Raw genomic sequence first — 19069 nt, 5'->3', positions numbered from 1 at the left:
ATTTGTTACCTAATTCGTTACCTTCGGTGTTGACGGAATATCCTCAAAATGTCCGGTAAAGGTTTTGGCATAATCCTCACCGTCTACACTGCTTTTGTACAGCTTCATCAACTCACCGTTATAATAGACCTTGAATAGCAAAGTTTTGATCATTGTTCTCGAATGACTAATAGTACACCAATAAAAATTAATATAGTACCTATCCAAAAGGACAAGCCAATTTGTTCACCTAATAATAACCACCCTAAAAAAGTACCGACTATAGGTTGGAAAAAGAAAAATAATCCGCCACTTGAAGCGTTAACCATTCTCAGTCCACGATTCCACAGTAAAAAGGCACATGCTGTCGAAACAATTCCCAAGTACAAAAGACCGCCCCAAATAGATGGATGCATCATGGCTTGAACATCAAGCTCAGGTAATCGGCTAATTGTAAAAGGTGTAAGTAAAACAATTGCTACAACCGTAGTATAGAACGTTACGACAATTTGTGAATATTGGCTGGGTATCCATTTAATAAGAACAGACATAAGCGCCCAAGTAAGTGCTGCAATAAGCAGTGATACACCACCCAGCTGAAGAGATGGATCAATATCGGCATTTCCGACAATAGTGGCGACACCGATTGTTGCTAATATAATAGATATTGCTTTTTTAAAAGTAATTTTTACTTTTAAAATAATACGCGCAAATAGTACTATGAATGCAGGTGTCGTTGAAGTAATAATAGCACCCATTTGTGCAGTAGAAAGCATCGTACCCACTTCTTGAGTTATGATAGAAATTGTATTTCCAATAAGTCCAATCATGAAAATTAATAGAAAGTCTCGTTTTTCAATACGCCATGATTGTTTGGTTACAACACCAATAATTAGCAATGCAAAAATCGCAATTACATAGCGAATCCATACTAATTCAAGTGGTGGCACAAAGTCTACCACATGTTTTACCACAACATACATCCCGCCCCAAATACTTGCAGCGAGTGATAAATACAAAGAACCTAATAAGGTGTTTTTCATTTTGTACCCTCCGTTGTTCTAGACAATTCCTGTCCTTAACGGAGATGTAGTTTTTCTACCGTTAAGGGAGAATAGCTACAGGCACATCATTTTCAAATAGTGGTGACCACATCATCAGTTTTCAGCTCACTTTCAAAAGAATAATTTTATTTTACACGAATTTTGTTGCTTAGGGTATTCGTCGTAACAAGAATTTTAGGCTTACTACCTACGTTTTGTGCTCATATGCGATCATAAAAGATCTCCAGCGTTTTTTGGAAAATGTCTGCTTCAGCTCAGCATGCTGCGCTTCATTCAAATGAAGAAACCGTGCCTTTTTTGCAACCTTGGCGCAAGGCTGAGATGAGGATTTTCGAGCTCCGGCTTTTCGCTTTAAGGGAATACGAAATTGCAGCAAATCCTCAAGCGGCTCCCAGCCCTCCCAGCTTAATCGTCTACGACGCTTCCAAGCTATTGCATACAAGCTATAATACGAACCGCTGGAGTGCTTTTTTTTAGCAATAATCCAGATGGAAGGTATCTATTTTAATCGTTGCCGCTTATTCATCTGTTCCACCGCTTCCTGCTACTCGTTTTCTCTGTTAGTTGAATCGTTTTCGTACGAGGTACTTTCAGCTCAAGTTCTACTTTAACTTACCCGGTTCGTTGGCATATTCCCGCAAAATTAAGCCGCATTGGCTGCAAACGAAAAGAATCCGATCACAAAATAAAGGCGGTTGCCTCTTGCCCCTACATCGTTCTTGCAGATAATGCAAAGGAATACAATGTTGGTAAGAAATGATTAACAGGGGAGGATTCCGATATAATGGCAAACGGTCCTTTTATTCCTTACAAAATGGTTTCGTGGCTTACGACCGTCCGCGAAGATATACCTACGGGGTTGAGCTATGAGGCGCTTGTGACTGCGTTCGAGCGGAAAATGGGGCATTGGGATAGGGACGCCGAAACCGCGCTCGTTAAAGAGCATGCTTCCTGGGATAAGGTACAGCAAGCATTCGATCAAATGGCTGGCTCCCACGGGTTAATGATCTTCTCCAAAATCGATCAAGGCCGGCTGGTTTCGCTTCATAACGGTATAAAAAAATGCGTTCTGTATATCGTCGGTAATGGAGTCGTCGCCGAACCGATCCTCACGATTGATATAAGAGCCAGTTTGTTTGTGCCGTTCCGGGTTTGTCTTTATGATAACGGTAATCCAGCTGGGGCCATAATTAGTTACGAGCGACCATCGTCTTTTTTAGCGACGTTGAATCAGTCGGCGTTGTACCCGTACGGTTCTTTGCTCGACCATCGAATGAATGGTGTCGTTCAGTGTATTTTAAGGAAATGTCAGAATCAAACACTATAAAAAAGCAATAGCTTTGCTAGAATTGGAATGTCAAGAACATAGTCCCATCTCCAACCGAATTGTATAGAAGGAAAAAATGGGTTATGCTGGAATGAGAAGGCATGCTGTTATTCAGCTCTCGGGCAGGATAGCGTAATATCATAGTCGGTTAACCTGAGAGCTTTCCTCTCGACTGGAATTTATAGTATGATAAACTATAAAAAAGGATGGTAATTTATGGTCAAACAACTGATCGTCGGCGACGCAACGCATGAACTGGCCACTACGCGCCGCATTCTGGAACGCTTGCCCGAGGAGCATATGTCGTGGAAGCCGCACGAGAAATCGATGACGCTTGGCGGGCTGGCCACGCATCTGATCAACCTGCTGAACTGGCAAATCGCGATTTTTCAGTACACGGAGTTCGATCTTTCGACTGTGCCGCTACGGCGGGAGCCTTTAGTAAAACGCGCTGAGGTTCTGGAGGAGTTCGACGCGAACGTTGGCAAGTTTGAAGAGCTGCTCGCCGAATGCGACGAGAAAACGCTCGGCGAGGAATGGACGCTGCGCCACGGCGACCATATCATCCTCCGCGAGCCGAGGGCGATGGCGTTGCGCACCTTCGGGTTAAGCCACATGATCCACCACCGGGCGCAGCTCGGGGTATACTTGCGGCTTCTCGATATTCCGGTGCCGGGTATCTACGGTCCCACGGCCGACGAGGAAGCCCAATGAACTAAATTTAAGACACATTCATTTATTACAATGGAGGTGTCTTTTTTGCTAAAAAGAACGGAGCTTTTGCTTTTCTGTTTTTTTACATTAAAATGGTGAGAGAAACCATGAAATAGACTCTCGGAGTTATGGGGGCGATCTGAGCTAAAATGAGGCTCAAAAGATGAAAAGTAGGCAGGTAAATCTGGATGTGAAATCCACTTTCAAAAATGGGTACGGCAAACAAGCCAACGGATGGCATTTTTTCAAAAAGGGCAATAAGCTAGGAAGCGTTTTTCAGCAGTTGCGGCTGTAGCCGTTCAAGCTCCTTTTGCTGGTGGGCATACCAAGCATCGATGTGTTGGCACATCATGATGCCGTAGATCCGGATGTACCACATCTTCGTGGAACGATGACGTCCGGCTTCGAGCTTGTAATCAATCTTTTCCCGTTTGTTGGAGCGCTCGACCGAGGTGCGGCGTTTGTAGATCTCTTTCCAAGCTTCGGACTGCCTGTTTGTCTTCGGAAACAGACGAAGGTTATCCGCTTTGAAGGTATGGTAAGTCCGGCCGTATTTAGCGGTGGAACAAGGAGTGGGGCACGAGTTCTTCGATCCGCAAGCTAGCGGACAGCGCCATTTCTGTCGGTTCTGGGTATTGTCATAGCCATTGGGTTTCATCTCTTTGCCGATGGGGCAAATCGGCACACCCGTTGGTGAAATCTGCATGTCAGAATCGGTATCCGTGTTCTTCTTTTTCCGGTTGTTGAGATCAATGAAGGGCTCCATGTGTTGGTGTTCCAACCATTCATAGATGGCCTCAGCGTCATGCGCGGCATCGAGTAAGATCTTATCGACTGTGCCTAAGGTGAAACGTTGCGTAAATTCGATGGAGCTGACGACCACACTCACAGCGTCATGCCGGGAAGCAGGCTGGAGTCGTGGATATAAAGGCAAGTCATGCTGGCTGTTTGCCGCAGAGAGCATGTACAAGTGGTAACCATTGAAGTACTTCTCCCGTGCGCTGTCCCAACCGGAGTCGCAGTCTGGCTGGGAATACAGGCGGCGGTGTGGGCAGTTCGCAAGGCCTTGGGCACTGCAATCACAAGTCGGCTTGCTGCGGGGATAACTTGAGGTGACGAGCGGTGTGCCATCACCGGCTAGTGTCAAAGCGTCCCTATCCCCCAGCAGACCGAGTTTCGCCGAAACGGAAACGATTTGGGAATGAAAGAATTCCAGCAGGCGATCGAAAGGCTGTTTTTGTAACTTAGCTCCTGAGCGAAGCAAATAATCGACCAGGCGCTTGACCTTGCCAACTGAAATTGTAGGAGCTTTCTCACCTTTTTTTCCGCGCTTTGGCTTACGCTTTTTAGGTTTGTTTTTGGGTTTGAGGTTCTTCACTTCGGAAGCCCAGAATCGAGCGAGGAAATCGTAGAACGTACCGACGCCTGGAATATCACCGGGTTCGAAGCCACTTAAGATCGAGTAAAGCGGAACGCGGTACATCTCATCGACCCAAGCGGTGATGCCGATCTCAGGCCGAACAAGAAGGAAGAGCAAGTACGAACGAAGCATGGAAGCTGGGTCTCGTGGCGCCGGACCTTTGTCTGCGTAAGAGTCGCGAAGAAAAGCAGCCGTATAGGAGAGGTCCGAAATAAGGCATTTCCAAATAATAGGCCAATCCCTGGGTACGAGTACGGCTAAACCATGGGTATAATGCTGGCGAAGTTGATCAAGAACAAAACGTTGGTAGTCAGCATGGGCAACGAAAACAGGTTTCAATAAGAACACCTCAATCACGAGTAGTAAGGGAAAATCGATACCCTTCCCACACGATTTTGGGGCAATTTTAGAAATGTCAAGTGTTTTAGACAAACAAACGGCGGTAATTTCAACCATTTTTCCCAGTTCCGATTGCGGTTGAAATAAAAAAATCCCCCAACGAAAGTAGGAGGAAAGTAGTTTTAATGGGTCAGGAAAAGCCTTGTCCCATCTACCTCGGCGAATGCCGAGAGGCTATTGAATTCATAGGAGGGATACACAATGCTGGAATTCCAACAACAGTTAAGCAGCTATGCCGAGCTCGTCGTCAAGATTGGTGTTAACATTCAAAAGGGACAAACGCTCGTTATCAACGGTACGATTGAGGCGGCCGAGTTGATTCGAATTATCGCGAAAAAGGCTTATGAAGCAGGGGCCTATTTGGTCAAGGTCAATTGGACCGACGATACAGTATCTCGTCTGCGATACGATTTGGCGGCAGATGAGTCGTTTTTGGAAGAACCCAAATGGTACGCCGGAGAAATGCTGGAGCTTGTTGAGAAAGGTGCCGCGGTGATCAGTGTCGTATCGTCAGACCCTGACCTGCTCAAAGGTGTGTCCCAGGAACGAATTGTCAATCATCAAAAAACATACGGTAAAGCGATGGCGAAGTATCGGCAGTACCTGCAATCAGATAAATTCAGCTGGTGTGTAGTTGCGGCTCCTTCGAAAAACTGGGCGGCTAAGGTATTTCCTGGGCTGCCAGAGGAAGAGCAGGTAGCTAAGCTATGGGAAGCGATTTTCAAAACCGTACGCGTTGATCAGGAGAACCCCGTTAAAGCGTGGGAAGAGCATGTAAGTAGATTGAACCAGAAATCGGACTATCTCAATGCCAAGAAATACAAAAAACTGCACTATCTGGCCCCGGGAACGGATCTGACCATTGAACTGCCTGAGGGTCATATCTGGGTTGCTGCTGACAGCATCGACGAGCACGGGAATGCATTTGTCGCCAACATGCCAACGGAAGAAGTGTTTACTGCACCTTTCGCTGGCGGAGTTAACGGCAAAGTGTCCAGCACAAAGCCTTTGAGCTATGGCGGTCAACTCATTGACGGGTTTACACTTACTTTTGAGAATGGGCGTATTATCGATTGTACCGCTGCTCAGGGTGAAGCCACATTGAAGGACTTGATTAATATGGATGAAGGATCGCATTATTTGGGTGAGGTTGCGCTGGTTCCTCATGCTTCTCCCATCTCGGAGTCGAATATCCTTTATTACAATACACTTTTTGACGAAAATGCCTCAAATCACTTGGCAATTGGCAGCGCTTATGCTTTTTGTCTCAAAGACGGCAAAAAGATGTCGCAGGATGAGCTGAAAGCCCAAGGGCTTAACACGAGCATTACCCATGTGGACTTTATGATTGGTTCAGCAGAGATGGACATTTACGGTGTAACTGATGAAGGCAATAGAGAGCTTGTATTTCACAAGGGGAACTGGGCATTCTGATACACACGAAGAAGATAAATTCCTTGTTTATACCAGCACAGCCATAAAGGTTGTGCTTTTTTTAATGTTGGTCGATAAATTGGGCATCCTATCATTAAGACTTACAATCACTTTATAAGGAGAATTTGAAAATGGAAAATAAGAAGCATAAAAATAACTACGTAGGCACTACGAACACCCAAGCGGAAAATCAGGATATGGCTTTTGTGAATGACACCTTGGAAAATGCAAAGAGCACTACTTCCATCAATTTAATGAAGGATGATCTTAATGAAGGAAAAGAAGACGAACCGTTAAATTTAAATGATATCTAGAGCGGCTTGACTTGGTTGTGATTGATTAGGATTTACCAGCATTAATGCGACGTTCCAATGGGTATGTTAAGCGGGTAACGAGTGACTTGCATGCTGTCACCGTTACCACAATAACAAAAACATTTGGAGGGTACTAGGATGAAAACTTTATTCATGATAGCCACTATTTTACTGGCAGCAGGCTGCACGAAGAATGACAATATGACACGTATGCAGCAGGCTGCACCTAATGCTGCTCAGAAAACATTAGAAGGATCTGTTGTTACCCAGGCATCATCCGTATCTACACCAGGAGCTCAACAATCCACGATTACCGTGAAACAGGACCCATTTACACTTCCCCAATGGCTTGCAGGCGGACAAGTACCAGGAACAGGAACAAACCCGATAACGAATCCAGGTACAAGCCCAACAACAAACCCGGGAACGAACCCAGTGATGAATCCAGGTACTAGCCCAACGACAAATCCGGGGACTAGCCCAATAATGAACCCAGGAGCAAGCCCAACGACATACCCAGGAACAAATCCGGTAACGAACCCGGGAGCAAGTCCAACGACAAACCCGGGAACGAACCCAATCACAAATCCTGGAGCAAATCCAGCAGATAAAACCTCCACATCAAGCCCTTATGAGCAGCAAGTATTGCAGCTAGTTAACAAACAAAGAACAGATGCGGGGCTCGGTGCACTTATGATGGATGACAAGCTGTCTCAAATGGCTCTCGCCAAAGCACAAGATATGTACAACAATAATTACTTCGATCATAATTCTCCAACATACGGATCGCCGTTTCAGATGATGGATAAATTCCAGATCTCTTACAATACTGCAGGTGAAAATATCGCCAAGGGCCAAACCAGCCCCGAGCAAGTTATGAATGAGTGGATGAACAGTCCGGGACATCGAGCCAATATCTTAAACAACACGTATACCAAAATTGGTGTTGGTTATTACAATGGTGAATGGGTTCAGGAATTTATTTCATAGATGAAGTTCACACATGACAGACAGACATAAAAGCCGCTAAAAGGCGGTTTTTTGTGTGTTTTCCTGGGTGAAGACTATTGACATATCCAGAGAATATAGTAGTATCGCACTTTAATTCAAAATAATCGCTGAAATCCCGAGCAGCACGAGCAAGCTCCCCACTATCGTACACAGATTAATGCCCTCTTGGTTTTTGAGCAGAAAATAACTGAGTGGTATGACCAGCAGCGGCTGGGAGTTGGTGATCAAAGTAGCGACCGAAATCGGAATGTAATGCATAGCCGCCATGTGCCCGATCTGAGCCGTTATCGTCAATATCCCGCTTATAGCGTATAACCATACACCTTTTCTGTCGGCGGCACGAAGGTCGGATAGAAAAGTCCTTGTTGTTTTGTTCAGCAGAACCTGCAGCAGCAGCCCAGTTAAGGCTCCCACAAAACCTCCCAATACAGGCTCATTCCAATCGTGAATGGCCGTTCCTCTAGTAATGTTGCCCAGCGCGTACGAAATCGAGCCCATCAAGGCTAACCAAACACCGGGCTGAATAAGTCCGCTCCAACGCTTTTTGGCAGATTGGCCTGCATGTTGATTAGAGTTTCCTGATGTACTATCTGATCCTGCTGCTGTTGCTTTAACAGCCCGTCCTGCTTGGGTAGGCTTAAAGCTTACGATAAATAACCCCAACATTACGACGAACATCGCGGCCAGCTCCAAAGCATGCAGTTGTTCATGCAGAAACAGCCAGGAAATGATGACGGTGAACAGCGGATTGCTGATCATAAACGTGCTGGCTTTGGCTGGTCCCAATTTGGCAATCGAATCGAAGTACAGGTAACGGCCGAGGTAGGAGGCAAATAAGCCGGATAACATGAACATGAAAAAGCCCCATCCGTGAAACTCCATCGAATAGCCATTATACATCCACTGCCCAAGAAAAATCAGACCTGCAAACAGCACATTCATCGAAATGGAAATCAAAAAGCCGGTATTTAAATCAAGTCTGCCGCTGGCGACCTTAGTAATAATCACATTCAAAGAAAAGAGCAGCAGCGCGCCGATCGCAAGTAACTCTCCCATACAAATCCCCCAACCATAAAAATTCATGTTCTCTGATTGTAACATAATGTTGAGTACCGTAGGTTGAAGAGAATCAGATACTTTTAAATTGACCATTGAAGTGATTTGGTGCTACAATGAGTTTATAATATTCATGAACATAGTTCATTATAATGAACTAATAATACTCGCTTATCTACAAATAAGCCCTTAGGAGGAATAACAATGGCAGACTATACTCAAGTTGGAAAGCTTCAGGTTGCTACGGTACTTTATGATTTTATCAATTCGCAAGCGCTTCCCGGGACGGGTGTGGATGGTGCGTTTTTTTGGTCTGAGCTGGATACATTAGTCCATGAATTGGCTCCCAAGAACAAGGCTCTTTTGGTCAGACGGGATGAGATTCAGCAGCTGTTGAATGTTTGGCACAAAAATAATAAGAACAACTTTGATTTTGATGCCTATAAGGCTTATTTGCAGGAAATCGGGTATTTGGAGCCGATAGCAGCAGATTTCAAAGTCACAACCGAAAATGTCGATGATGAAATTGCCGTACAGGCCGGACCTCAGCTGGTTGTGCCTGTCAATAATGCCCGTTATGCGCTGAATGCGGCGAACGCTCGCTGGGGCAGCTTGTATGATGCACTTTATGGAACAGATGCGATCAGTGATGAGGGCGGAGCTGAACGTCAGGCTGCCTATAATCCGGTACGTGGAGATAAAGTTATTGCTTTTGCCAAAAATTTTCTCGATCAGTCGGCACCGCTCAGCGAAGGCTCTCATCAGGATGCGGTTGCTTACACAGTTGTAGATGGCCAATTATCGGTATCACTTAAGGATGGAACGGTAACGGGACTGCACAAGGCTGCCCAATTTACAGGCTACCAAGGACAATCAGCAAGTCCTTCTGCAGTGCTGCTTCGCAATAATGGACTGCATTTTGAAATTCAGATTGATCGTACTCATGCCATTGGCCGGACGGATGGCGCAGGCGTGAAGGATATCGTAATGGAAGCTGCGCTAACAACGATCATGGACTGTGAGGATTCGGTAACTGCGGTCGATGCTGAGGATAAGGTACTTGTATACAGCAGCTGGCTGGGACTGATGAAGGGCGATCTGCAGGCGATTTTTGCCAAAGGCAGCAGCACGGTGACACGGTCGATGAACCCGGACCGGAGCTATATATCACCAACTGGTGAAGCGATCAGCCTGCGTGGTCGTTCCCTGTTATTTGTTCGGAATGTGGGACACTTGATGACGATCAATGCCATTCTTGATCAAGACGGTCAGGAGATTCCCGAAGGCATTATGGATGCGGTGATGACCAGCTTGATTGCCAAGCATACGTTACTAGGGAACGGTCCTTACCAGAATTCTGCGAAGGGATCCGTCTATATCGTGAAGCCCAAAATGCATGGTTCGGCGGAAGCGGCTTTTGCCAATGAATTGTTTGATCGTGTCGAGGATATGCTCGGTTTGAAACGGAACACGCTTAAAATAGGGGTGATGGACGAAGAACGCCGCACTTCATTGAATCTGAAAAACTGCATTCGTGAAGTCAAGGAACGGATCGTCTTCATCAATACCGGTTTCCTTGACCGTACAGGTGATGAGATGCATACTTCCATGGAAGCTGGCCCCATGATCCGTAAAAGCGAAATGAAAACTTCCCGTTGGCTGCAAAGCTACGAGAAATCGAACGTCAATGTCGGTTTGGATTGCGGTCTTCAGGGTCGCGCCCAGATTGGTAAAGGGATGTGGGCGATGCCGGATTTGATGAGCGATATGCTAAAGCAAAAGATCGGGCATCCACAAGCAGGTGCCAATACGGCATGGGTTCCTTCACCGACAGCAGCTGCACTCCATGCACTGCATTACCATCAGGTCGATGTGCAGCAGGTTCAGGATCACCTCAAGCTATCGATCAGCGATTTGCGCGACGATATTTTGCACATTCCACTGGAAAAGAACCCACAATGGAGCGCTGAACAGATTCAACAGGAGTTGGATAATAACGCTCAAGGGATATTGGGCTACGTGGTTCGCTGGGTCGAACAGGGAATCGGCTGCTCCAAGGTACCGGATATTAACAATATAGGTCTGATGGAAGATCGCGCTACGCTGCGTATTTCCAGCCAGCACATCGCCAATTGGCTGCACCATGGTATTTGTACGAAGGAGCAGGTTCAGGAAACGCTGAAGCGGATGGCTGCTGTAGTTGATGGGCAAAATGCTGCCGATCCGGTTTATCGTCCGATGGCCGCGGATTTCGATCGGTCGATTTCCTTTCAGGCCGCATGTGAGCTCGTATTTGAGGGATATCATCAGCCGAATGGCTATACAGAGCCGATCTTGCATCGTCGTCGGATTGAATACAAATCCAGTGCAGCTTTGAAAGCCTGAGTTACTTGATTGCAGGCCGCCGTGACGAACGGCGGTTTTTTTCTGTCTGAAAAGCTGCAAAACAGAAGGATGCACAAAAAAAGTGAGATGGATTAGTAGATATGAAGAGGAAATATTTGTTATATACCGAATGTTAACTATATCGAATGAAAAAGTTAATAATTGGAGGCTGGAAAAATGAAGGTCAAGCGAATCGTCGCCAATATAGAAACGCAGGATATTACCGCGGCTAAATCCTTTTACCAGGACGTGCTCGGCCTTGAGCTATTGATGGATCATGGCTGGATTGGAACCTACGGCTCTGATGAGGAGATGAGCATTCAAATTAGCTTCGCTTCACAGGGGGGCAGCGGCACGCCTACACCTGACCTGTCGATTGAGGTTGATGATGTCGATGATGCGCTTGAACGCATGAAGAAGGCTGGTTTCCCCATACAATATGGGCCGATTGATGAGCCATGGGGCGTTCGGCGTTTCTACGTTCGCGATCCATTTGGCAGGCTGATTAACATTCTGGCTCATGTATAATCGGACTGACATTGAGGCATCGCAGCGGGAGCTACCAAAGGCTGAACAACATAGATAAGCATGAATTAGATAAAAGGAACCTTCAGCTTGCCACAATAGTGGGCCTGAAGGTTCTTTTTTGCATTATTCAAGCTCTGTCTTATCATCAGCTTCAACTTGTATCCAGTTCTCCGACCATATTTCGATTTCTTTGATCAACGGGGCTAAAGCATGTCCTTTGTCGGTTAATGAATATTGGATGCGTACAGGGGTTTCCGGAAACACTTCTCTCAGGACGATCCCCTCCTGCTCTAATTCTTTAAGACGTTCTGACAGCAGTCTACCGCTAACAGGAAGCGCAGTCTCTAGTGAGTGAAAGCGCTGGGTGCCGCTCATCAACTGATAAATAATGAGGATTGACCAGCGTTTGCTTAACAGCTGCATTCCTTTTTCGACTCTCGGACATAATGAAAATGGAATCACAGGCGTATTCATAGGTATGATCACCTCGCATTGTTGTAGATTTTCTTTTATTATATACTATTTATTATTAAGTTACAAAAAGTAAATATTAAACTTGACATTAAAAAGTTATAATTGTATATTTAGTTACGAAAAGTAACTTATATGCGTGATTCTAATCTTAAAGGGGAGCTGCACAATGAAAGATTCCATTCATCCCAATACGGTACTCGGCGAGGTTCATTTAAAGGTTAGCAATCTGGCACGCTCTATTCAGTTTTATAAGGAAGTTGTCGGATTACAGGTATTGGATCAAACGGCTGACAGTGCAAGATTTACTGTAGATGGGCATCAGGTCTTGTTAGCGATTCAAGAAGTAACAGGCGCCATAGTACCGCGCAGATCCTCAGCAGGTCTGTATCATTTTGCAATTCTCGTTCCGGATCGTAAGACTCTGGGGTTATCATTAAGAAATCTGATTCAGTCCGGTATTCATATCGGGCAGGCGGATCATCTGGTGAGTGAGGCTTTATATATTGCTGACCCGGATAACAACGGTATTGAAATTTACAGAGACCGACCTCGCGAGAGCTGGAAGCGTGATGCGCAGGGGAATTACAAGATGGCAACTGACCCGATCGATTGGGACGGATTGCTTGCTGAAGCTGGAGACGAGTCTTGGACTGGATTGCCGACTGGAACTATTATCGGGCATATTCATCTGCATGTGAGCGATTTGCAGCAGTCGAAAGCCTTTTATATCGACGTCCTCGGGTTTACGGTCGAACTGAATGGGGCGGCCAACATGGGAGCATTATTCATAGCGGCGGGTGGCTACCATCATCATATCGGGCTGAATATTTGGGCGGGAGTCGGCGCACCTCTGGCACCTGCAGAAGGCACCGGATTGGCTTACTTCACCATCGTTGTTCCGAACCAGGCCGAGCTGCAAGCTGTCATTGAGCGGGTTAGCCAAGCAGGTATTGCCGTGACCGAGGCTAATGGAGACTGGGCGCTGAAGGATCCTACCGGTATTGAAATTAGATTAGTTGTAAATAAATAAGGACAAGAAGGATGGGATCATGATGAAAATCGGAATTGTTGGAGCCAGTGGAAAAGCAGGCAGTCTTATTGCTAAAGAAGCTGTGGACAGAGGACATCAGGTAACAGCTATTGTCAGAAATGCATCAAAAATTTCCATAGACGACCATGTTATGGTTTTGGAAAAAGAAGTGTTCGAGCTTACTTCTGATGATCTGCTGTCATTTGATGTCGTGGTGAATGCATTTGGCGCGCCAGCCGGGAAAGAGCATCTTCATGTAGAAGCAGGCAATGTCTTAATTGAAGCTTTAAAGCAAGCACCTAACACCCGTTTGATCGTAGTAGGAGGGGCGGGAAGCCTGTTCGTTGATCCGGATAAAAAGCTGCAATTGTACAATACACCGGAGTTTCCAGCACAATATTTACCTACTGCCAAGAATCAAGGAGAAAACTTAAGAATTTTGCAGCAAACCGATTCAATTCAGTGGACGTTTATGAGTCCGTCTGCTTTCTTCTCACCAGAGGGCAAGCGAACAGGAACCTATCAAAAAGGACAGGATCACCTACTCGTTAATTCTAAAGGCGAAAGCTATATCAGCTATGCCGATTATGCAATTGCTGTTGTAGATGAAATTGAAAAGCCACAGCATGTCAATCAGCGATTTACGGTAGTGTCCGAGGCTGAATAATTATAAAATGAGCAAATAACCTCCTTAAGTTCGTGGGAGGTTTATTTGTTTTTTTGTATGAAAGTCCCTTAAACGCGGCAAATTTCCTTAGGGCAGTTTTCACATTTGCAAATATCCTGAAGATAATGGACATCGTTAATGGTCAGCGTACCGTTTTCCATTGAGATCGCTTCTTGTTTACGCAGGTCACTCAGCATCCGGTTCACACTTTCGCGGGTCGCGCCGATCATTTCGGCCATTTCCGAATTGTTGATTTTTTTGGTGATCTGGATGCAATCGCCTGCGGGAACACCATAGGAATTGCTTAAACGGATGAGCAGCGAGCAGAGGGCACCCGGTTTTCCATATAGCATGAGGTCACGGAATTTGGTTTGCGTCATCCGATGCATCATGCCCATCCACTTCATAAACTCAATGGCGAGATCACCATGCTGCCATAGCAAGGTTTCCAAATCCTTTTGCTGGATGATGCCGAACTCGGCGTCCTCCATGACCTCTGCATTAAAGGTATGCGCAGATTCCTGAAAAGGATCAATCTGTCCGAACATATCATCGGTATGATGGAGGTAAAGCGTAACCTTTGTGCCAGCATCCGTAGTCTTCGTCAGCTTGACGAGACCTTTTTTAATATAATACAGGTAATCAGCGGGGTCACCCTCCCAGAACAGCAAGGTATCTGCCTTGGCGTGCTTGGTGTACATAATGCTGTGCAGTCTCTCCATATTTTCGGGTGAAAAGAAATTGGAAATTCCCTCTTTCGTATTTCCTTCTATGGAAGCTGTTTGCATATATTCATCAATGGCCATTCCAGCCATCCCCTCTCCGTATTGGATACCCTTATCATAGCGCGAACGCTCATAAAAAGGCATCGGGGGATCTCCTGATTTTTGGGAAGGGTAAAATGACCTCTTACTGTGAGGAAAATCACAAGTCAGCTCAGGGATATCCTTGAATTAGCCATGTTAAAGCCCAATATCCCCCCATCATATTCCCTTATACGTTTTCAGGGAATTCCCTGACATACAAGGAAGGTCCACAGCGTTACAATAGAACAACACGCAGGGAATGATATCGGATAGCTCAACGAAGGACATCACTTTTAAGGGGGAGCGGGCATGGTGGAATACGAAGGGGATCCTATGAGAAGACTTATAGATCATCTGCGAATCAGCTCGTCCCATGACTTTGCAGCTTTGGCGCTCCCGCGGGAGGACGGACGAACCTATGCCTGGTATTACGCCAGCGGTAATCTGAATCATCGCTATAAGGGGATGGTCGTGAAACGCGGAAAAGGGCTTCCAGGTTTAGCTTGGAGACTTGGTGAAGCCGTTATTAGCGATTCCTCATCAACAGATATAGGTGGAGAGAAGCTGGATTGTGCTTTAATGACTGCCGAAGGACTGCACGCTGCAGCAGCTGTACCAATAGGACCGTTAGCGTCTCCGAGCGGAATTATAATAGTAGGAGCCCGCCAAGCCCGGCTGTACGCGACAACCGAGCTGCAATACCTGGATTCCTGCGCCATTGAGGTTGGTCATGCTATTCAGATTCACAATTATGGAGTTCCTAGGGAACAGAGCGATACGCAACAGCCATCCACTTTTGAGACTGGACCTGTTTAGAAAAAAGCCGGTAGCCATAACGAGTAGTTTATTTCGTAACAGCCGGCTGCGTTCTTTTTGTAGCTGATACCCATTTAACCACCACATACACAATAAGAAACAAGATCATGAATCCTGCCGAATAACGATACATGATCGCGTAATCGGACATGGACGAGATGGCCCCGAGAATTAACGCACCTATTGCAATACCAAAGTCAGTGGTGTTATAGAACATACTGTTCGCCATTCCATACTGCTCCTTGGTTGAGGATCGAAGCATCCAGGCTTGAAGGGTTGGCTGGATCGCACCGAAGCCCAGTCCATATAATAGAGCGGATACGATGAGCATGGACATCGAGGTGGTATAGGAAAGCACTGTCAAGCTTGCGACGACACTGATAGCCGCTGGAATAAGAACAGCCGCAGGTCCTTTTCTGTCAAAAAGTTTACCGGAAATAGGGCGGATCAAAATAATCGTAAAGGCATTAAACAAGAAAAACAAACCAACCTGATCCAGATGCCTCATTTCGCCGTACAAGGCTATAAAGCTGAGCAAGCCGCTGTAGGTCACCGCCAGTATGACGTTCAGCAGTGAAGGAAATAACAGTTTTGTATTAAAAGCCGGTTTGGATTGAGATCGTTCACCCGCAGTATGAGTCGTGCTGGGAGCGGGTGGAATCGCGCGGGACAGCAAAATGATCGGGAAAATCAAAATAACGGCAGCGGTGCTAATGATCGCCAACATACTGAACCCATAATGCTTCATCACATTTAATCCAATCATGGGCCCTATCGACATGGCGAGGCTGGTAGAAAGGCCAAAGTAGCCGATGCCTTCCCCGATTCTTTTTGATGGAATAATTTGCGATACCAATGTAGGTATGATCGTGCTTACTATCCCGAAACCGATGCCGAAGCCTACGCGCATAACAAGCATCGAACCTATAGAGCCAGCCCATATCGTAATGCCGGTCATCACAGAAGCAATGACCAGTCCGGCAAACAAAATCACATTACGATGCACCCTACGCATTAATACCGCACTCAAAAAGCGCGATAGGATGGCGGTTATCGCAAACACGCTGGTCACAAGACTGACGGATAGGTCGCCTACATGAAATTCATTTTTGACATACGCGGGGAAAGAAGACAGCATCATTTGCAAATTTAAAAATAAAAGCAATGAGCAAATAGTTAAAGAAATAAACGGTTTCGTCCATAATTTTTGTGGGTGTATAGGATGAGGCATAGCGTTGGCGCCTACTTTCTTTCTGTTAATTCGTTTGCGTGATTGTTGATCCGAAGAAGAAGCTCAATAAGCAGATCATATTCGTCATCCGATACACACTGCTTAACATCCTCAGAGACTTGATGCTCGATCGGGGTCGTCTTCAGGATCACCGATCTGCCTTTATCCGTGATATGAACGAGAAATGAGCGTCGATCGTTTTCTCCGATTTTCTTATAGATGAAGCCCTTGCCCTCCAAATGATCGAGAATGCGGGTCGTCGTCGGTTTATCTTTTCCCGAAAGCTTGGCAATATCCTTTTGGATCATGCCGTTAGTCTTGTCGATCTGGTACAATACAGACCATTGCTCAGGCGTAATGTCATACTCTTTTAGCCTATGCTGGAGGAGAGTTGTTAATTTACGATAGGTCATGCCCATGATGAAGCCGACTGAACGATCTAAACCGTTAAAGTTAGTTGTCATTGTAATCATTCCTTTTCTGTTATACTCATCATATAGTTGTTTAGACAATTATATTCAAGACAACTAATATTGTCAATTCCTTACCCATCGTGCCAGCTCGATAAATAATAAATAATCGCTGGAACTGGCTGCATCGTTGTAGGGGTTCGTTTTTTTTGTTACGATAAATACATAAGTTTGCTCCGCAAACTCAGGGATGAAGCTTACGTAGTAAGTTTGCTTCGCAAACTCTAAGGAGGATAACATGATCAAGCTATGTATTGTCGATGACCATGCGGTAGTTCGTTCCGGACTCATGATGCTCTTGAATGCCAAGGAAGATATGCAGGTCATTGGGGAAGCGTCCGAAGGAAATGAGGCTATTGAATTGTCATTGAGATTGCGTCCGGATGTCGTGCTGATGGATTTAAGTATGCCTCACGGCAAGGACGGATTAACGGCAGCCAAAGAACTGAAGCAGGTGTTACCTGAAACCGCTATTCTTATTTTGACTATGCATGATGATGACGAATATTTATTCCGGGCGATTCATGCCGGAGCTTCAGGATATATTCTCAAAACAGCCCCACATGACGAGCTATTAACGGCAATCCGTTCGGTCGCCGCCGGCAATGCGTATTTATATCCGACAGCAACCAAGCGATTAATGATTGAATATGTAGATCGACTTCGTGATGGAGAAGGCAGCAGCATGGAGACACTTTCCGATCGTGAAACGGAAGTCGTATCACTGGTCGCCAAGGGCTACAGCAACAAGGAAGTGGCGGAGCAGCTCGTGATCAGTGTAAAAACCGTTGAATCGCATAAAGCCAATGTGATGGAAAAACTCGGTCTTAAGACAAGGCCTGAGCTTGTTAAATATGCAATGAAAAAGGGGCTGCTGAATTTTGAATAATATGCCTGATCCTGAATATTCGGAACAAGGAAACACATCCAACATGATGGAGCTGCATGCTGGCGCTTTGAAACAGCTCGCTGATCTAAAATTTGCTCTGGATGAATCGTCAATAGTGGCAATGACAGACGACAAGGGTATCATTCGCTACGTCAATGATAAATTTTGTGAAATTTCCAAATATGATCGAGAAGAACTGATCGGACGGGATCATCGGATCATCAACTCAGGTTATCATGATAAAGCTTTTATGAATGATTTATGGGGGACGATTACTGCAGGTAAGGTATGGCGCGGCGACATCAAAAACCGTTCCAAGGATGGCAGCTATTATTGGGTAAATACGACGATTGTTCCTTTTATCGGCGAGCAGGGGAAGCCTTATCAGTATTGGGCGATTCGTAATGAAGTGACCGAGCTGAAGCGGGTGCAGGAAGAGCTGCAGCAGATGATGAAGCAGGTCATGCACATACAGGAGGAGGAACGGCGGAGATTTTCCCGTGAGCTGCATGATGGTATCGGTCAAAGCTTGTTTTCGCTGATTATTCAGATGGATCGATTGATTGGGGAAAATGTTCATTCCGACCTGGGAGCCATTCGAACGCATGTTTCGCATATTATTGAGGACGTACGCGAGCTGGCCTGGGAGCTAAGACCCTCGGTACTGGATGATCTTGGCGTCGTGCCGGCGATTCGCACGTATATCGATAATTTTTCCGAGCATTATGGAATCAAGGTCAGCTTTGATACCAATTTGCGTAAAAGGCTGGGAGCTCCCGAAGAAACCACTATTTATCGAACCATTCAGGAAGCCTTAACCAATGTAGGGAAATATGCGGACGTCGATCAGGCTATGGTTAGTGTGCAGGTGCTTGCAGACAGCTTAAGAGTTGAAATTATCGATGCAGGGAAAGGCTTTGTACGCGAAGCGGTTTCCCGAGGTGTCGGATTGTTTAGTATGGAGGAGCGTGCGCGTGCTGTGGGAGGTCAGTTAACGATTCATTCGGAACCCGGAGTGGGGACTCGTGTACTATTAGTAGTCCCGTATCCGTGAA

General features: G+C 45.8%; 22 protein-coding genes. 12 read left to right on the top strand and 10 right to left on the bottom strand.

Going from position 1 to position 19069, the window contains the following annotated elements:
- Positions 1–9: 9 nt before the first annotated feature.
- The 3 genes from BK127_RS44125 to BK127_RS33860 all read right to left on the bottom strand — a co-directional run bounded on the left by BK127_RS44125 (position 10) and on the right by BK127_RS33860 (position 1485).
- Complete coding sequence (locus BK127_RS44125) at positions 10–153, bottom strand: hypothetical protein (RefSeq protein ID WP_179097701.1); 144 nt, start codon at positions 151–153, stop codon at positions 10–12.
- Positions 150–1022 carry a DMT family transporter gene (locus BK127_RS33865; RefSeq protein ID WP_076236560.1) on the bottom strand — a complete coding sequence of 291 codons (873 nt, stop codon included), beginning with the start codon at positions 1020–1022 and terminating at the stop codon, positions 150–152. The genes BK127_RS44125 and BK127_RS33865 overlap by 4 nt, the downstream gene beginning before the upstream one ends.
- 208 nt (positions 1023–1230) lie before the next feature.
- Positions 1231–1485, bottom strand: coding sequence for a hypothetical protein (locus BK127_RS33860; protein ID WP_256711568.1), 255 nt, complete (start codon positions 1483–1485; stop codon positions 1231–1233).
- 342 nt (positions 1486–1827) lie between these two features.
- On the opposite strand from BK127_RS33860, the gene BK127_RS33855 reads away from it, so the two are divergent.
- Positions 1828–2370, top strand: a complete 543-nt coding sequence (locus tag BK127_RS33855) for a DUF302 domain-containing protein (protein ID WP_076236558.1) — start codon at positions 1828–1830, stop codon at positions 2368–2370.
- Between the two features lie 216 nt (positions 2371–2586).
- Positions 2587–3084 (top strand): DinB family protein, encoded by a 498-nt coding sequence (locus BK127_RS33850; protein ID WP_076236556.1) that lies wholly within the window; start codon positions 2587–2589, stop codon positions 3082–3084.
- A gap of 262 nt (positions 3085–3346) precedes the next feature.
- Here the strand turns inward: BK127_RS33850 and BK127_RS33845 are convergent, their stop codons facing one another.
- On the bottom strand, positions 3347–4960 hold the full coding sequence (locus tag BK127_RS33845; protein ID WP_256711567.1) for a transposase: 1614 nt from the start codon (positions 4958–4960) through the stop codon (positions 3347–3349).
- Between the two features lie 144 nt (positions 4961–5104).
- On the opposite strand from BK127_RS33845, the gene BK127_RS33840 reads away from it, so the two are divergent.
- The 3 genes from BK127_RS33840 to BK127_RS33830 all read left to right on the top strand — a co-directional run bounded on the left by BK127_RS33840 (position 5105) and on the right by BK127_RS33830 (position 7641).
- On the top strand, positions 5105–6337 hold the full coding sequence (locus tag BK127_RS33840) for an aminopeptidase (protein ID WP_076236553.1): 1233 nt from the start codon (positions 5105–5107) through the stop codon (positions 6335–6337).
- Positions 6338–6468: 131 nt separating this feature from the next.
- Positions 6469–6651, top strand: coding sequence for a hypothetical protein (locus tag BK127_RS33835; RefSeq protein ID WP_076236551.1), 183 nt, complete (start codon positions 6469–6471; stop codon positions 6649–6651).
- Positions 6652–6789: 138 nt separating this feature from the next.
- Positions 6790–7641, top strand: a complete 852-nt coding sequence (locus BK127_RS33830; RefSeq protein WP_256711566.1) for a CAP domain-containing protein — start codon at positions 6790–6792, stop codon at positions 7639–7641.
- A gap of 111 nt (positions 7642–7752) precedes the next feature.
- Here BK127_RS33830 and BK127_RS33825 read toward each other — a convergent pair whose 3' ends face one another.
- Complete coding sequence (locus BK127_RS33825) at positions 7753–8718, bottom strand: DMT family transporter (RefSeq protein WP_179097700.1); 966 nt, start codon at positions 8716–8718, stop codon at positions 7753–7755.
- 204 nt (positions 8719–8922) lie between these two features.
- Here BK127_RS33825 and BK127_RS33820 point away from each other — a divergent pair, with 204 nt between their 5' ends.
- Positions 8923–11103 (top strand): malate synthase G, encoded by a 2181-nt coding sequence (locus BK127_RS33820; protein WP_076236546.1) that lies wholly within the window; start codon positions 8923–8925, stop codon positions 11101–11103.
- Positions 11104–11280: 177 nt separating this feature from the next.
- A complete protein-coding gene (locus BK127_RS33815; protein WP_076236543.1) occupies positions 11281–11631 on the top strand; it encodes a VOC family protein in 351 nt (116 codons plus the stop codon).
- 123 nt (positions 11632–11754) lie between these two features.
- On the opposite strand, the gene BK127_RS33810 is transcribed toward BK127_RS33815, so the two are convergent.
- Positions 11755–12105 (bottom strand): winged helix-turn-helix transcriptional regulator, encoded by a 351-nt coding sequence (locus tag BK127_RS33810; RefSeq protein WP_076236541.1) that lies wholly within the window; start codon positions 12103–12105, stop codon positions 11755–11757.
- Positions 12106–12271: 166 nt separating this feature from the next.
- On the opposite strand from BK127_RS33810, the gene BK127_RS33805 reads away from it, so the two are divergent.
- The gene (locus BK127_RS33805; RefSeq protein WP_076236539.1) at positions 12272–13135 is read left to right on the top strand and encodes a VOC family protein; all 864 of its coding nucleotides are present in this window, start codon (positions 12272–12274) and stop codon (positions 13133–13135) included.
- A gap of 22 nt (positions 13136–13157) precedes the next feature.
- On the top strand, positions 13158–13802 hold the full coding sequence (locus BK127_RS33800) for an NAD(P)-dependent oxidoreductase (protein WP_076236625.1): 645 nt from the start codon (positions 13158–13160) through the stop codon (positions 13800–13802).
- A 68-nt stretch (positions 13803–13870) separates the two neighbouring features.
- Here the strand turns inward: BK127_RS33800 and BK127_RS33795 are convergent, their stop codons facing one another.
- Positions 13871–14608 (bottom strand): Crp/Fnr family transcriptional regulator, encoded by a 738-nt coding sequence (locus tag BK127_RS33795; protein ID WP_076236624.1) that lies wholly within the window; start codon positions 14606–14608, stop codon positions 13871–13873.
- Between the two features lie 333 nt (positions 14609–14941).
- Between BK127_RS33795 and BK127_RS33790 the strand changes: the two genes are divergently transcribed.
- Positions 14942–15424, top strand: coding sequence for a GAF domain-containing protein (locus BK127_RS33790; RefSeq protein ID WP_179097699.1), 483 nt, complete (start codon positions 14942–14944; stop codon positions 15422–15424).
- A gap of 28 nt (positions 15425–15452) precedes the next feature.
- Here the strand turns inward: BK127_RS33790 and BK127_RS33785 are convergent, their stop codons facing one another.
- From BK127_RS33785 to BK127_RS44120, 3 genes are all read right to left on the bottom strand, one after another.
- Positions 15453–16655, bottom strand: a complete 1203-nt coding sequence (locus BK127_RS33785; protein ID WP_076236534.1) for an MFS transporter — start codon at positions 16653–16655, stop codon at positions 15453–15455.
- An 11-nt stretch (positions 16656–16666) separates the two neighbouring features.
- Positions 16667–17119: a MarR family winged helix-turn-helix transcriptional regulator gene (locus BK127_RS33780; protein WP_076236531.1), complete on the bottom strand. Its 453-nt coding sequence runs from the start codon at positions 17117–17119 to the stop codon at positions 16667–16669.
- Between the two features lie 72 nt (positions 17120–17191).
- The gene (locus tag BK127_RS44120) at positions 17192–17365 is read right to left on the bottom strand and encodes a hypothetical protein (protein WP_179097698.1); all 174 of its coding nucleotides are present in this window, start codon (positions 17363–17365) and stop codon (positions 17192–17194) included.
- On the opposite strand from BK127_RS44120, the gene BK127_RS33770 reads away from it, so the two are divergent.
- Together BK127_RS33770 and BK127_RS33765 are read left to right on the top strand one after the other, a co-directional pair.
- The gene (locus BK127_RS33770; protein ID WP_076236525.1) at positions 17364–18014 is read left to right on the top strand and encodes a response regulator; all 651 of its coding nucleotides are present in this window, start codon (positions 17364–17366) and stop codon (positions 18012–18014) included. The genes BK127_RS44120 and BK127_RS33770 overlap by 2 nt on opposite strands.
- A 43-nt stretch (positions 18015–18057) precedes the next feature.
- Positions 18058–19068, top strand: coding sequence for a PAS domain-containing sensor histidine kinase (locus tag BK127_RS33765; RefSeq protein WP_256711574.1), 1011 nt, complete (start codon positions 18058–18060; stop codon positions 19066–19068).
- Position 19069 lies beyond the last annotated feature (1 nt).

The sequence above is a fragment of the Paenibacillus sp. FSL H7-0331 genome (assembly GCF_001956045.1).
Note: the sequence above shows the minus strand (reverse complement) of the source record. Positions and strands in the feature narration are given on the sequence as shown.

Coding starts and splice junctions, on each gene's coding strand:
- BK127_RS33780 (WP_076236531.1), bottom strand. CDS start 17,119: ATGACAACTAACTTTAACGGTTTAGATCGTTCAGTCGGCTTCATCATG.
- BK127_RS33765 (WP_256711574.1), top strand. CDS start 18,058: ATGATGGAGCTGCATGCTGGCGCTTTGAAACAGCTCGCTGATCTAAAA.
- BK127_RS33770 (WP_076236525.1), top strand. CDS start 17,364: ATGATCAAGCTATGTATTGTCGATGACCATGCGGTAGTTCGTTCCGGA.
- BK127_RS33800 (WP_076236625.1), top strand. CDS start 13,158: ATGAAAATCGGAATTGTTGGAGCCAGTGGAAAAGCAGGCAGTCTTATT.
- BK127_RS33855 (WP_076236558.1), top strand. CDS start 1,828: ATGGCAAACGGTCCTTTTATTCCTTACAAAATGGTTTCGTGGCTTACG.
- BK127_RS33865 (WP_076236560.1), bottom strand. CDS start 1,022: ATGAAAAACACCTTATTAGGTTCTTTGTATTTATCACTCGCTGCAAGT.
- BK127_RS33820 (WP_076236546.1), top strand. CDS start 8,923: ATGGCAGACTATACTCAAGTTGGAAAGCTTCAGGTTGCTACGGTACTT.
- BK127_RS33810 (WP_076236541.1), bottom strand. CDS start 12,105: ATGAATACGCCTGTGATTCCATTTTCATTATGTCCGAGAGTCGAAAAA.
- BK127_RS33790 (WP_179097699.1), top strand. CDS start 14,942: ATGAGAAGACTTATAGATCATCTGCGAATCAGCTCGTCCCATGACTTT.
- BK127_RS44120 (WP_179097698.1), bottom strand. CDS start 17,365: ATGTTATCCTCCTTAGAGTTTGCGAAGCAAACTTACTACGTAAGCTTC.
- BK127_RS33850 (WP_076236556.1), top strand. CDS start 2,587: ATGGTCAAACAACTGATCGTCGGCGACGCAACGCATGAACTGGCCACT.
- BK127_RS33815 (WP_076236543.1), top strand. CDS start 11,281: ATGAAGGTCAAGCGAATCGTCGCCAATATAGAAACGCAGGATATTACC.
- BK127_RS33805 (WP_076236539.1), top strand. CDS start 12,272: ATGAAAGATTCCATTCATCCCAATACGGTACTCGGCGAGGTTCATTTA.
- BK127_RS33795 (WP_076236624.1), bottom strand. CDS start 14,608: ATGGCCATTGATGAATATATGCAAACAGCTTCCATAGAAGGAAATACG.
- BK127_RS44125 (WP_179097701.1), bottom strand. CDS start 153: ATGATCAAAACTTTGCTATTCAAGGTCTATTATAACGGTGAGTTGATG.
- BK127_RS33835 (WP_076236551.1), top strand. CDS start 6,469: ATGGAAAATAAGAAGCATAAAAATAACTACGTAGGCACTACGAACACC.
- BK127_RS33825 (WP_179097700.1), bottom strand. CDS start 8,718: ATGGGAGAGTTACTTGCGATCGGCGCGCTGCTGCTCTTTTCTTTGAAT.
- BK127_RS33785 (WP_076236534.1), bottom strand. CDS start 16,655: ATGCCTCATCCTATACACCCACAAAAATTATGGACGAAACCGTTTATT.
- BK127_RS33845 (WP_256711567.1), bottom strand. CDS start 4,960: ATGGTTGAAATTACCGCCGTTTGTTTGTCTAAAACACTTGACATTTCT.
- BK127_RS33830 (WP_256711566.1), top strand. CDS start 6,790: ATGAAAACTTTATTCATGATAGCCACTATTTTACTGGCAGCAGGCTGC.
- BK127_RS33840 (WP_076236553.1), top strand. CDS start 5,105: ATGCTGGAATTCCAACAACAGTTAAGCAGCTATGCCGAGCTCGTCGTC.